The 12,486-nt window shown below is 71.0% G+C and carries 10 protein-coding genes; 7 read left to right on the top strand and 3 right to left on the bottom strand.

Annotation, left to right across the window (positions count from 1 at the left end; all coding sequences use genetic code 11):
• Nucleotides 1-21 precede the first annotated feature (21 nt).
• Nucleotides 22-480 carry a universal stress protein gene (locus ETD96_RS30620; RefSeq protein ID WP_138639961.1) on the bottom strand — a complete coding sequence of 153 codons (459 nt, stop codon included), beginning with the start codon at nt 478-480 and terminating at the stop codon, nt 22-24.
• A gap of 189 nt (nt 481-669) precedes the next feature.
• Between ETD96_RS30620 and ETD96_RS30615 the strand changes: the two genes are divergently transcribed.
• The 7 genes from ETD96_RS30615 to ETD96_RS30585 all read left to right on the top strand — a co-directional run bounded on the left by ETD96_RS30615 (nt 670) and on the right by ETD96_RS30585 (nt 8,685).
• The gene (locus tag ETD96_RS30615; RefSeq protein WP_138639960.1) at nt 670-1,353 is read left to right on the top strand and encodes an HAD family hydrolase; all 684 of its coding nucleotides are present in this window, start codon (nt 670-672) and stop codon (nt 1,351-1,353) included.
• Nucleotides 1,354-1,597: 244 nt separating this feature from the next.
• Nucleotides 1,598-2,035 carry a hypothetical protein gene (locus ETD96_RS30610; protein ID WP_138639959.1) on the top strand — a complete coding sequence of 146 codons (438 nt, stop codon included), beginning with the start codon at nt 1,598-1,600 and terminating at the stop codon, nt 2,033-2,035.
• A 486-nt stretch (nt 2,036-2,521) separates the two neighbouring features.
• Nucleotides 2,522-3,514, top strand: a complete 993-nt coding sequence (locus ETD96_RS30605) for an ABC transporter permease (protein WP_138639958.1) — start codon at nt 2,522-2,524, stop codon at nt 3,512-3,514.
• 44 nt (nt 3,515-3,558) lie between these two features.
• Nucleotides 3,559-5,328: an ABC transporter substrate-binding protein gene (locus ETD96_RS30600; protein ID WP_205719524.1), complete on the top strand. Its 1,770-nt coding sequence runs from the start codon at nt 3,559-3,561 to the stop codon at nt 5,326-5,328.
• Between the two features lie 107 nt (nt 5,329-5,435).
• Nucleotides 5,436-6,449: an ABC transporter permease gene (locus ETD96_RS30595; protein ID WP_138639957.1), complete on the top strand. Its 1,014-nt coding sequence runs from the start codon at nt 5,436-5,438 to the stop codon at nt 6,447-6,449.
• Nucleotides 6,449-7,516, top strand: a complete 1,068-nt coding sequence (locus tag ETD96_RS30590) for an ABC transporter ATP-binding protein (RefSeq protein ID WP_138639956.1) — start codon at nt 6,449-6,451, stop codon at nt 7,514-7,516. Before ETD96_RS30595 ends, ETD96_RS30590 begins: the two co-directional genes overlap by 1 nt.
• Before the next feature lie 23 nt (nt 7,517-7,539).
• Nucleotides 7,540-8,685 carry an ABC transporter ATP-binding protein gene (locus tag ETD96_RS30585; protein ID WP_386865523.1) on the top strand — a complete coding sequence of 382 codons (1,146 nt, stop codon included), beginning with the start codon at nt 7,540-7,542 and terminating at the stop codon, nt 8,683-8,685.
• A gap of 201 nt (nt 8,686-8,886) precedes the next feature.
• Here the strand turns inward: ETD96_RS30585 and ETD96_RS30580 are convergent, their stop codons facing one another.
• Together ETD96_RS30580 and ETD96_RS30575 are read right to left on the bottom strand one after the other, a co-directional pair.
• Entirely contained in the window at nt 8,887-11,391 is a 2,505-nt protein-coding gene (locus ETD96_RS30580; protein ID WP_240808338.1) for an ABC transporter permease, read from the bottom strand.
• Nucleotides 11,388-12,200, bottom strand: coding sequence for an ABC transporter ATP-binding protein (locus ETD96_RS30575; RefSeq protein ID WP_138639955.1), 813 nt, complete (start codon nt 12,198-12,200; stop codon nt 11,388-11,390). Before ETD96_RS30575 ends, ETD96_RS30580 begins: the two co-directional genes overlap by 4 nt.
• Between the last annotated feature and the right edge of the window lie 286 nt (nt 12,201-12,486).

Raw genomic sequence — 12,486 nt, 5'->3', positions numbered from 1 at the left:
CGGCGGGGGCCGGTCGGGGGGTCACTTGCCGTCGGTGGTGTGCACGATCAGAACGTCGCAGGGCGCCCGGTGCGACAGGTTCGCCGGGACCGATCCGAGGATCCGGCCCGCGAGGCTGTTCAGGCCCCGGTTGCCGATCACGACCAGCTCGGCGCCGCGCTCCTTGGCGAGCTTGGAGATGACGTCGACGGCGTCGCCCTCCACCGCGACCTGGTCGATGTCGAGCGCGCCGGCCGCGACCGCGCGCTCGCGCGCCGCCCGCAGCGCGTCGTCGGCGGGCGTCGAGCCCTGCACCTTGTACGCCAGGTCCCCGAGCCGGTCGGCGGCGCTGGCGCGCTCCCGCTCGGGCATGGGGCTGTAGGCGGAGGCCAGCAGGAGGGTGGCGCCGGTGGCGGCGGCCAGCTGCGCGGCGCGGTCCACCGCGCGGAACGAGGAGTCCGAGCCGTCGGTGCCGACGAGGATGATGCGGTACGCGCTCATGCCGTTCCTTACCCGTTGGTAGTCACTGCAGGCACGGTATCGGGCCGGTGACCCATCCGTCACCGTCTCCTTGCACACCTCGTCCAAAAGCGGCCGGTGAGGGGGCCGGACGGCGCCCGCGATCACGCGGTTATGGTGGGGATACATGAGCACCCCCATCTCGCGTCCCCCGCATCCGGGACGGCGCGCATGAGCGCAGGAGACCGCGGCGGCCTGCAGGCCGTGATGTTCGACATGGACGGCCTCCTCATCGATTCCGAGCACGTCTGGCTGGAGGTCGAGACGGAGGTCATGGCGTGGCTCGGCGGCGAGTGGAGCCCCGCCCACCAGGAGCGGCTCGTCGGCGGCTCCATCGCCATCGCCGTCGACTACATGCTGGAGCTGACCGGCGCGGCCGCCGACCCGGCGGAGATCGCCCGGCGGATGCTGGACGGCATGGCCGAGCGCCTCACCGCCTGCGTCCCGATGATGCCCGGCGCCAAGGAGCTGCTCGCCGCGGTCCGCGCGGCGGGCGTCCCGGCGGCGCTGGTGTCCTCCAGCCACCGGCGGCTGATCGAGCCGGTGCTGGACGCGATCGGCCGCGAGCGCTTCGCGCTGAGCGTCGCCGGCGACGAGGTCGCCCGCACCAAGCCCGACCCCGAGCCGTACCTGACGGCCGCCGCGCGCCTCGGCGCCGACCCGGCCCGCTGCGTCGTCCTGGAGGACTCCCCGAACGGGGTCGCGGCGGGGGAGGCGGCGGGCTGCGCCACCATCGCCGTCCCGGGCGTCCTGCCGATCCCGCCCGCGCCGGGCCGCACCGTGGTCGCCTCGCTGCGCGAGGTCGACGTGGACCTGCTGCGCGCCCTGGCGGCCGGCGAGCCCGCGCCCGGCTGACACGCGCCCCGCCCGCCGCCCGCCGGGAACCGTCCGCCGGCTGACGTCCGCCGGCTGACGTCCGCCGGCCGGCGCACGCCCGACCGGTACCCGAGGGCTGCCTCCGGGGGAGCGTTCTGCAGGACCGGGCTCCCGCCGGAGGAGGAGGCCGACCAGGCCGGGAACCGTCCGCCGGGAGGAGCGGTACCGCCGTCCCGCGTGTGACGATGGGAGGGAGGACCACCGTTCGGAATGAGGGGCCGGCATGAGCGACGCAGCCATTTTCGCGATCAGCCTCGGGGTGACCCTGGTCGGTCTGGTGATCAGTTATGGCGCCTACCGCCGCCGCGGCGCGGGCACCGGCCTGCGCGGCGCGGCGCTGTCCCTGGTGCCGCTCGCGGCGGCGATGACGGGGGTGACGGAGTTCTTCGTCGACCTGGCGTTCAGCCCGGTGAAGTGGGCGGGCGTCGGGGTGGCGGGCCTGGCCGTCCTGCTCTACCTGACCTCGGGCGCGATGCTGAGCCGCCGCGCGGGCGGCGAGGAGGCCGGCGCCGCGGGCGCGGGCCGGGCCGCCGGGGACGGGGGGCGCAAGGCCGCCGGGCGCGGCAGGTCCAAGGGCGCCGTGGAGGGGCCCGCGCAGGGCGGCGGCGACCCGGAGATGGCGGAGATCGAGCGCATCCTGCGCGACCGCGGCATCTCCTGACCCGGCCCGGCCGGGCCGGGCGGCCGGGCGCGCGCGACGCGCCCGGCGGACCGGCGGGCCGGGGTGCTTCCGTGCGGCGCTCGCGCGCCGCGGGAGCGCCCCGGTCCGCCGGTTTCCTGTGCCGCGTGTTGCTCCAGTGGGCTGACCTGCGGAGAATCGGTCTCAGATCGGACTCGGTACGGTAAAGCTTGGCGGTCTAGACCGCTGTCGAGTTGCCTGTCCGGGTGGAGTTGAACGTACTATTCGGGCGATTTGTCCGAAGTGGTGTGCGGACGCGTGTGCCCCAGATGACGACGAGATCACAAGTCAGATACGGGTACTGGCGAAGCCCGCTTCACGGATGGACAGTCTTGCCCGAAGGACTACGTTTCCCTTCAGCAAACGCGGCGTAACGGGCACGGGGGCAGCGGATGATCTCCGCGGCCCCGCCGGCCGGACGCCGGCGGCAAGGCCGAACCAGTGGCCGAACGGTAGGAGGTATGGAGCGTGGCCGCACCCATTGAGGTGACCGGGTCCGACACCGAGGCGCAGCCGGAATCGGTCCTCGTCGGTGTCGACAGCAAGAAGATCCAGGGACGCTCCCTCGGTCAGATCGCCTGGATGAGGCTCAAGCGCGACAAGGTCGCGCTGACCGGCGCCGTCGTGGTCATCCTGCTGATCCTCCTGGCCATCTTCGGTCCGTACTTCGTGCAGGACCCGCTGGCCTACCACCAGAACCTGATCGACCCGACCTACAACCGGCCTAAGAGCGGCTTCTGGCACTCGGGCATCAGCAGCGACCACTGGTTCGGCGTCGAGCCGGGCACCGGCCGCGACCTGCTGGCCCGCATCGTCCACGGCGCCCGGATCTCGCTGCTGGTGTCGTTCCTCGCGACGCTGCTGTCGGTGCTCATCGGGACCGTGATGGGCATCCTGGCCGGCTACTTCGGCGGCTGGGTCGACTACCTCATCAGCCGCGCCATGGACGCCTTCCTGGCCTTCCCGCTGCTGCTGTTCGCGATCGCGCTGGTCGGCGTCATGTCCGACGGGGCCTTCGGGCTGTCGGGCAACGGGCTGCGCGTCTCGGTCCTGATCGTGGTCATCGGGTTCTTCAACTGGCCGTACATCGGCCGCATCATCCGGGGGCAGACCCTGTCGCTGCGCGAGCGCGAGTTCGTGGACGCCGCGCGCAGCATGGGCGCCCGGAACTCCTACGTGCTGTTCAAGGAAGTCCTGCCGAATCTGGTCGCGCCGATCCTGGTCTACTCGACCCTGCTGATCCCGACCAACATCCTGTTCGAGGCGGCGCTGTCGTTCCTCGGCGTCGGCGTCATCCCGCCGGCCCCGTCGTGGGGCGGGATGCTCACGCTCGCCGTGCCGATCTACTCCTCGGACCCGATGTACATGATCATCCCCGGTATGGCGATCTTCATCACCGTCCTCGCCTTCAACCTGTTCGGTGACGGGCTGCGGGACGCTCTCGACCCTCGGTCCAAGTGACTCGGGTCCATCGGACCCGTCTATTTGAAGGGGTGCGCCTGCACATGAACAAGATGAGACCAATCGCGGTCTTCGCGGCCGGGGTGGTCGCGGCCGCGGGGCTCGCCGCCTGCGGCGGCGGCGACTCGGGCGGCGGCTCGGGCAGCGGCCCGGGCTACAACGCCGGCGTCAACGAGGTCGTCAACAAGTCGGACAAGAAGGGCGGCACCCTCAAGCTCGCCGAGTCCGACGACTTCGACTCGCCGGACCCGGGCAACACGTACTACGCCTACTCGCAGAACCTCTCCCGCCTGTACGGTCGCGGCCTGACGACGTTCAAGCCCGCCGCCGGCAAGGAGAGCCTGGAGGTCATCCCGGACCTCGCCACCGACCTGGGCACCTCCAGCGACGGCGGCAAGACCTGGACGTACAAGCTGCGGACCGGCGTCAAGTACGACGACGGCACCGCGGTCACCTCCAAGGACGTCAAGTACGCGGTCGAGCGCAGCAACTTCAGCGCCGAGCTGCAGTCCGGGCCGAAGTACTTCAAGCAGTACCTCGTCGACAACAAGCCCGCCTACAAGGGCCCCTACAAGGACAAGTCCGAAGAGGGCCTGAAGTCGATCGAGACCCCGGACGACCAGACGATCGTCTTCCGTCTGAACGAGCCGTTCGCCGAGTTCGACTACCTGGTCGCCATGTCGCAGACCATGCCCGTGCCGAAGGCCAAGGACACCGGCCTGAAGTACGAGAACGCGATCGTCTCGTCCGGCCCGTACAAGGTCGACAACTACACGCGCGGCAAGTCCATGACGATGTCGCGCAACCCGCACTGGAACCAGAGCACGGACCCGATCCGCAAGGCCCTGCCCGACAAGATCGAGATCCAGCTCAAGCAGAACGCGGACGACATCGACCAGCGGCTGCTCGCCGGCTCGCTGGACATGGACATGGCCGGTGTCGGCGTCCAGTCGGGCACCCAGCCCAAGGTGCTGGCCGACGACCAGAAGCCGTACGTGGACAACCCCGTCCAGGGCTTCCTGCGGTTCATGTCGCTGAACGTGCACGTGAAGCCGCTCGACAACGTCCACTGCCGGATCGCCGTGCAGTACGCGACCGACAAGGTCGCCGCGCAGACCGCCTACGGAGGCCCGCTGGCCGGCGGTGACGTCGCCACCACGGTGCTGCCCCCCTCGGTCGACGGCTACACCAAGTTCGACCTGTACCCGCAGAAGCAGGCCGCGGGCGGCAACGGCCTCGACGACGCCACGATGAACAAGGCCAAGGAGGAGCTGAAGGCCTGCGGCCAGCCCAACGGCTTCAGCACCAAGATCTCGGCCCGGTCCGACCGGCCGAAGGAAGTCGCCATGGCCCAGGCGATCCAGCAGAGCCTGGCCAAGGTCGGCATCAAGGTCGACCTGGTGCAGTTCCCGGCCGGTGACTACTTCAGCAAGTACGTCGGCGTGCCGAAGTACGTGCACGAGCACGGCGTCGGCATGATGATCATGGCGTGGGCGGCGGACTGGCCGACCGGCTACGGCTTCCTCGCCCAGATCGCGCACGGTGACGCCATCAAGCCGTCCGGCGGCAACAACCTCGCCGAGCTGGACGACCCCAAGGTCAACGAGGGCCTCGACGCCGCCATCGCCAACCCCGACAAGGCGGCCCGGATGAAGGCGTACGGCGAGGTCGACAAGCTGATCATGGGGACCGCCACCGAGGTGCCGCTGATCTACGCCAAGGCGCTGATGTACCGGCCGAAGCGCGTCACCAACGCCGGCATCACCTACGCCTACGGCGGCATGTACGACTACCTGAACATGGGCGTGGAGTAACACTCCGCTCGTCCGTGAGTCCATCTGAAGGCAGGTGAAGGCGAAAGCCCCCCGGCCGTGACCGGGCCTACAGGCCCGGCCACGGCCGGCGGGTGGGGCCGCGCAGTGTGTTCCCATACCTCATCCGGCGCCTCATCGGTGCCGTGCTCATGTTGATGCTGGTCAGCCTGGTGACCTTCGGCATCTTCTTCTGGCTGCCCAAGCTGGCCGGTCAGACCACCGACCAGATCGCGGCCGGTTACGTCGGCAAGGCGCCGACGGCCGAGGCGATCCAGGACACCAAGGAGCGGCTCGGCCTCGACAAGCCGGTCGTGGTGCAGTACGGCGAGTACCTGAAGGCCATCGTCGTCGGCAAGGACTACAAGGCCGGCCCGGTGACCGACCACTGCCCGGCGCCCTGCCTCGGCTACTCCTACCGCAGCAGCCAGCCGGTGCTGGAGACGCTGCTCGACCGGGCGCCCGCGACGGCGTCCCTCGCGCTCGGCGCGGCGGTCGTGTGGCTCGTCGGCGGCATCACCACCGGCGTGGTGTCGGCGTTGCGCAGGGGCTCGCTGTGGGACCGGGCCGCGATGATCATCGCGTTGAGCGGCGTGTCGCTGCCCATCTACTTCACCGGCCTGGTCTCCCTCGCGCTGTTCTCCTACACCTTCAAGATCTTCCCGGGCGGCGGCAGCTACCTGCCGCTCACCACCAACCCGGTGACCTGGTTCCAGTCGCTGGTGCTGCCATGGGTGACGCTCGCGTTCCTTTACGCGGCGATGTACGCGCGGCTCACCAGAGCAGGCATGCTGGAGACGATGAACGAGGACTACATCCGCACCGCCCGCGCCAAGGGCCTGCCGGAGAAGACCGTCGTCACCAAGCACGCCCTTCGCGCCTCGCTGACGCCGATCCTCACGATCTTCGGCCTCGACCTCGGCCTCCTGCTCGGCGGCGCCGTGCTGACCGAGAACACCTTCGGCATCCCCGGGCTGGGCCAGCTCGCGATCACCTCGATCAACGGCGGCGACCTGCCCATGGTGCTCGGCATCACGCTGCTCACGGCGACCTCGATCGTGGTGATCAACCTGATCGTCGACCTGCTGTACGCCGTCGTCGACCCGAGAGTGAGGCTGAGCTGATGACCGGCACCGCGCCCGCCGCGGGCACCGCGGACACCGGCGAGGCCCCCACCGCGTTCCTCGACGTCCGCGACCTGAAGATCCACTTCCCGACCGACGACGGCCTGGTGAAGTCGGTGGACGGCCTGTCGTTCCAGCTGGAGCGCGGCCGCACCCTCGGCATCGTCGGCGAGTCCGGCTCGGGCAAGAGCGTGACCAGCCTCGGCATCCTCGGCCTGCACAACAAGCGCAACGCCGACGTGTCCGGGGAGATCTGGCTGAACGGCAAGGAGCTCGTCGGCTCCTCGCAGACCGAGGTGCGCCGCCTCCGCGGCCGCGACATGGCGATGATCTTCCAGGATCCGCTGTCGGCGATGCACCCCTTCTACACCGTCGGCGCGCAGATCATCGAGGCGTACCGGGTCCACAACGACGTGTCCAAGCAGGTCGCGCGCAAGCACGCCATCGACATGCTCGGCCGCGTCGGCATCCCCAAGCCGGACAAGCGGGTCGACGACTACCCGCACCAGTTCTCCGGCGGCATGCGGCAGCGCGCGATGATCGCGATGGCGCTGTCCTGCGACCCGGAGCTGCTGATCGCCGACGAGCCGACGACGGCGCTGGACGTGACCGTCCAGGCGCAGATCCTGGACCTGATCCGCGACCTGCAGCAGGAGTTCAACTCCGCCGTCATCATGATCACCCACGATCTCGGGGTGGTCGCCGAGCTGGCGGACGACATCCTCGTGATGTACGCCGGCCGCGCCGTGGAGTACGCCTCCGTCGAGGACGCCTTCCACCGGCCGCTGCACCCCTACACGTGGGGGCTGCTCGGCTCGATGCCGCGGCTGGACCGGGAGCGCAGCGAGCGGCTCATGCCGATCAAGGGGTCGCCGCCGAGCCTGATCAACGTCCCGTCCGGGTGCGCGTTCCATCCGCGCTGCCCCTACAAGGACCTCAACGGCGACAAGAGCACGACCGAGCGACCCGAACTGGTCGAGGTCGAGCCCGGCCACAAGGCGGCGTGCCACCTCCCGCTGGAGAAGAAGCGCGAGATCTGGCACGACGAGATCCGGCCGAAGCTGTGACGAGCACGGGTGGGAACGAGACTGTGAGCACATCGAAGACCCCGGTCGGCGAGACCCCGGCCGGCACGACCCCGGCCGCGGCCGCCGAGCCCGCGGCGGCGCGCCCCGCGGAGGGCGAGCCGCTGCTGGAGGTGGACAACCTCGGCAAGCACTTCCCCGTCACCGCGGGGCTGCTGCGCCGGCAGGTCGCGGCGGTCAAGGCCGTCGACGGCGTGACGTTCTCGGTCCGCAAGGGCGAGACCCTCGGGCTGGTGGGGGAGTCCGGCTGCGGCAAGTCCACCACCGGCCGCATGATCATGCGGCTGCTGGACCCGAGCTTCGGGACGATCAAGTTCGAGGGGCAGGACATCACCCGGATGTCGCAGAGCCGGCTCCGGCCGCTCCGCCGCGACCTCCAGATGATCTTCCAGGACCCGTACTCGTCGCTGAACCCGCGCAAGACCGTCGGCGCGATCGTCGGGGCCCCGTTCCGGCTGCAGAACATCGAGGCCAAGCAGGGCGTCAAGAAGGCCGTCCAGGAGATCCTGGAGCTCGTCGGCCTCAACCCCGAGCACTACAACCGGTACCCGCACGAGTTCTCCGGCGGGCAGCGGCAGCGCATCGGGATCGCCCGGACCCTGGCCCTCAAGCCGAAGCTGATCGTCGCGGACGAGCCGGTGTCGGCGCTGGACGTGTCGGTGCAGGCGCAGGTCGTCAACCTGCTGGAGGACCTGCAGGACGAGCTCGACCTCACCTACGTGGTGATCGCGCACGACCTGTCGGTCGTCCGGCACATCTCCGACCGCGTCGCCGTCATGTACCTCGGCAAGATCGTCGAGGTGGCGGACCGGGCGGACCTGTACCAGCGGCCCATGCACCCCTACACCAACGCGCTGCTGTCGGCGGTGCCGATCCCGGACCCGAGCGAGCGCGCCGGCCGGGAGCGGATCCGGCTGCAGGGCGACGTGCCGAGCCCGCTCGACCCGCCGCCCGCGTGCCGGTTCCACACCCGGTGCTGGAAGGCGCAGGACATCTGCAAGCAGGTCGAGCCGCCGCTGGTCGAGCTCAGCCCCGGCCACCAGGCCGCCTGCCACTTCCCGGAGAACACCACGGTCAGCGCGACCGACGCGGTCGCCAAGGCCGCGGTGGCGCCCGGCGCGGCCACCGCCGCGGCCGACGAGACCGAGTAGCACGCCCGCGCCGCCCCGGCCGCACAGCAGGCGGCCGAACGGCACGGAAGAACCCGAACGAAAAGGGCCCGGCCCCTCCACGCGGAGGGACCGGGCCCTTTTCGGTACGGAAGAACTCAGGCGAGGAAGACCCGGCCCCTCCGACTGGAGGGACCGGGTCCTTTCGGCTTCCCGGCTACGGGCGCCGGGCGCGCCCGACGGCTACTCGGTGGAGATGGCCTTCAGGACGTCCATGCGCCCAGCCCGCCACGCGGGCCACAGCGCCGCCAGGACGCCGATCAGCGCCGCGACCACCAGGTACACCCCCAGCGTCCCGTACGGGACGGCGAGGACCCCGAGGCCCTGGTCGGCGAGCGCGTTCTGCAGCGCCGCGCCGAACGCCACCCCGATGCCCATGCCGAGCACCGCGCCGAACACCGCGATCATGATGGACTCCAGCCGGATCATGCGGCGCAGCTGCCGCCGGGAGATCCCGATCGCGCGCAGCAGCCCGATCTCCCGGGTCCGCTCGATCACCGACAGCGCCAGGGTGTTCACCACCCCCACCGCCGCGATGATCACCGACATGATCAGCAGGATCGTCAGGAACGTCACGAACCCGTCGACCTGCTTGCGGGCGTCGTCCTTCAGCTTCGCCTGGTCGGCGACCTCCAGGTTCGGGTACGCCTTCACCGCCGCGTCCAGCGCCGACTTCGTCGCCGCGTCCGTCCGCGCCGCGTCCACCACCATGATCGACGCCGCGGGCCGCACCGTGTGCCGCAGGTACGCCTGCTCGGACACCAGCCGCGGCCCGATCATGTCGCTCTTGGCGTACACGCCGGTCAGCGTCAGCTGCTCGGTCCGGCCGTCGGTGAACCGCATCGGCACCGCCGTCCCGACCTTCCAGCCCTGGTCCTCCGCGGTGCCCTCGTCCACCATGATCGACGCCGGCCCGGCCGACGCCGTGCCCGACACCATCTTCAGCCGCGCGGCCTTCGCCAGCGCCGGCAGGTCGCCCGCCAGGTAGTAGACATCCTTGCCCTTGATCTCGCCGCGGGCGTCGTAGGTCGGCGACACCGAGACCACCCCGGGCGTCTGCTCGATCTTGCGCCGCGCCTCGGCGTTCACCCCGCCGGGGCCCTGCGACTGCACCAGGTAGTCCGCGCCGAACTGGGCGTCCACCTGCTCGTCGATCGAGGCCCGCATCGTCGCGCCGAGCACGTTCACCGTGGTGATCAGCGCCAGCCCGATCATCAGCGCCGCGGCCGTCGCCGCGGTGCGGCGCGGGTTGCGCAGCGCGTTCTGCCGCGCCAGCCGCCCGGGGGAGCCCATCAGCCGCGCGAACGGCGCCCCGAGCACCTTCAGCACCGGCACGCTGATCACCGGCGCGAGCATCGCGACGCCGATGAAAACCCCGAACGCGCCCGTGCCGACCAGTGCGACCGGGTTGCCGCCGCCACCGGCCAGCCCCACCCCGATCAGGCCCGCGCCGGCCAGGGTCAGCAGCGACCCGAGCGCCACCCGGATCCGCAGCGACCGCTGCGGCAGCGCCACGTCGTCGCGCATCGCCGCCACCGGCGGGATCTTCGCGGCGCGCCGCGCCGGGAAGTACGCCGACACCACCGTCACCACGATCCCGACCGCGTACGACCAGATCACCGGGGTGACGGTGAACGTCAGGCCGCCCTGCCCGGCGTCGCCCATCTGCGTCTGCAGCAGCGACGCCAGCCCCGCACCGGCCGCCAGGCCCAGCGTGGACCCGACCACGCCGACCGCGACGGCCTCGCCGATCACCGCCCGCGTCACCTGCCCGCGCGCCGCGCCGATCGCGCGCAGCAGCGCCAGCTCACGGGTGCGCTGCGCGACCAGCATCGAGAACGTGTTGAAGATGATGAACGCCCCGACGAAGATCGAGATCAGCGCGAACACCAGCAGGAACGTCCGGAAGAACCCCATCATCTGCGCGATGTCGCTCTTGGACTCCTCGCGGAGCTCCTCGCCGGTGACGGCCTCCATGTTCTGCGGCAGCACCTTCGCGACCCGGTCCCGCAGCTCCTCCTGCGACGGGCCCGACGAGCCCATCTCGATGTCGGAGAAGTACCCGGGCTTCAGCATCAGCTTCTGCGCCGTCGGCGTGTCGAACCCGGTGACGGTCGCGCCCATCAGGTTCCCGGTGTCGATCAGCCCGACGACCGTCATCCGCGCGGGCGGGCCCGCGGTGAGCACCTGCGTGGTGTCGCCGAGGGCGAGCTCGCCCTTCTTCGCGGTCGCGGCGTCGATGACGACCTCGCCCGGCCCGCGCGGGGCGCGGCCCGACGCCAGCGCGTAGGTCCCGTCGCCGCCCGTCCAGTTCACGCCGAGCTGCGGCGGCCCGTTCTGCGCCGTCCCGACGAGCTCGCCGTCCTTGCCGACGACCGCCGCGTACCCGTTGACGTTCCCCTTCGGGTCCTTGACGCCCTCGACGCCCTGGACGGCCTTCAGGACGCTCGCCGGGACCGGCTGCGCCGCGTAGCCGTCGGTGTCGCCGCCGCCGACCTTCTTGGCCCGCACGTCCACGGCCACGTTCGTGCCGATCCGGCTGAACAGGTCGTCGAACTGCTTGTTCATGCTGTCGGTGAAGATCAGCGTGCCCGCGACGAACGCCACGCCGAGGATCACCGCGACCGCCGTCAGCACCAATCTGATCTTGTGCGCCGCGAGGTTGCGGAGCGTGACCTTGCGCATCATCGCGCCGAGACCTCCGCGCCCGCCGCCGGCGCCGCGCCGTCGAAGCCCTTCATCCGCTCCAGCACCCGCTCCGCCGTCGGCTCCGCCATCGTGTCGACGATCTGCCCGTCCGACAGGAACAGCACCTGGTCGGCGTACGCCGCCGCCGACGGGTCGTGCGTCACCATCACGATCGTCTGGCCCATCCGCCGCACCGAGTCCCGCAGGAAGCCGAGCACCTCCGCGCCCGACCGCGAGTCCAGGTTCCCCGTCGGCTCGTCCGCGAAGATGATCTCAGGGCGGGACGCCAGCGCCCGCGCGCACGCCACCCGCTGCTGCTGACCGCCCGACAGCTCCGCCGGACGGTGCTTCAGCCGCGGCCGCAGCCCGACCGTGTCGATCACCACGTCCAGCCACTCCGGGTCGGGCCTGCGGCCCGCGATGTCCATCGGCAGCGTGATGTTCTCCAGCGCCGTCAGCGTCGGCACCAGGTTGAACGCCTGGAAGATGAAACCGATCTTGTCGCGGCGCAGCCGCGTCAGCTGCTTGTCCTTCAGCGCCGTCAGCTCGGTGCCGCCGATGAAGACCTGCCCGGAGTCGACCGAGTCCAGCCCCGCCATGCAGTGCATCAGCGTGGACTTGCCCGACCCCGACGGGCCCATGATCGCGGTGAAGCGGCCGCGGGGAATGCCGACCGTGACCCCGTCGAGCGCGACGACCTGGGCGTCGCCGCGCCCGTACACCTTCGCGATCTGCTGGGTCCGTGCGGCGAAGTCGCCCGCCCCGGGCGCGGACTGCGCGCCGGCGGTCGAAGGGGCGGTGTTCGTCACTGGAGACTCCCGTAAGTGAGTGGACTGGATGGGACCGGACCGCGCACCGAGCCCCCGGGCGATCCGACACCCAGAACCCTAGAAGCCCCGCGGACCCGAATGATGCGCCCCAGGAACGGACTTGCCGGTCCACCCGAGGCAGGAGGGACCCTCCACCCGTCGTCCTCCGGGAGTAGTCCTCGCGGCGCCGACCCCGGGGTCGCCTCAGGGACCGACCCTGAAACCGGCCGGGGGCCACCGCCCCGGCCTGCCACGACGCCCGCACCGGAACGGGGCGGGACCGGGG

Origin of the sequence: Actinomadura geliboluensis (genome assembly GCF_005889745.1) — a bacterium.
Taxonomy (GTDB): Bacteria; Actinomycetota; Actinomycetes; order Streptosporangiales; family Streptosporangiaceae; genus Spirillospora; species Spirillospora geliboluensis.
This window is presented reverse-complemented; position numbering and strand designations above follow the sequence as displayed.

What these genes read in the sequence shown, in the direction of transcription:
- ETD96_RS30620 (WP_138639961.1), bottom strand. Translation starts at nt 480, where the DNA reads ATGAGCGCGTACCGCATCATCCTCGTCGGCACCGACGGCTCGGACTCC.
- ETD96_RS30615 (WP_138639960.1), top strand. Translation starts at nt 670, where the DNA reads ATGAGCGCAGGAGACCGCGGCGGCCTGCAGGCCGTGATGTTCGACATG.
- ETD96_RS30610 (WP_138639959.1), top strand. Translation starts at nt 1,598, where the DNA reads ATGAGCGACGCAGCCATTTTCGCGATCAGCCTCGGGGTGACCCTGGTC.
- ETD96_RS30600 (WP_205719524.1), top strand. Translation starts at nt 3,559, where the DNA reads ATGAACAAGATGAGACCAATCGCGGTCTTCGCGGCCGGGGTGGTCGCG.
- ETD96_RS30590 (WP_138639956.1), top strand. Translation starts at nt 6,449, where the DNA reads ATGACCGGCACCGCGCCCGCCGCGGGCACCGCGGACACCGGCGAGGCC.
- ETD96_RS30580 (WP_240808338.1), bottom strand. Translation starts at nt 11,391, where the DNA reads ATGATGCGCAAGGTCACGCTCCGCAACCTCGCGGCGCACAAGATCAGA.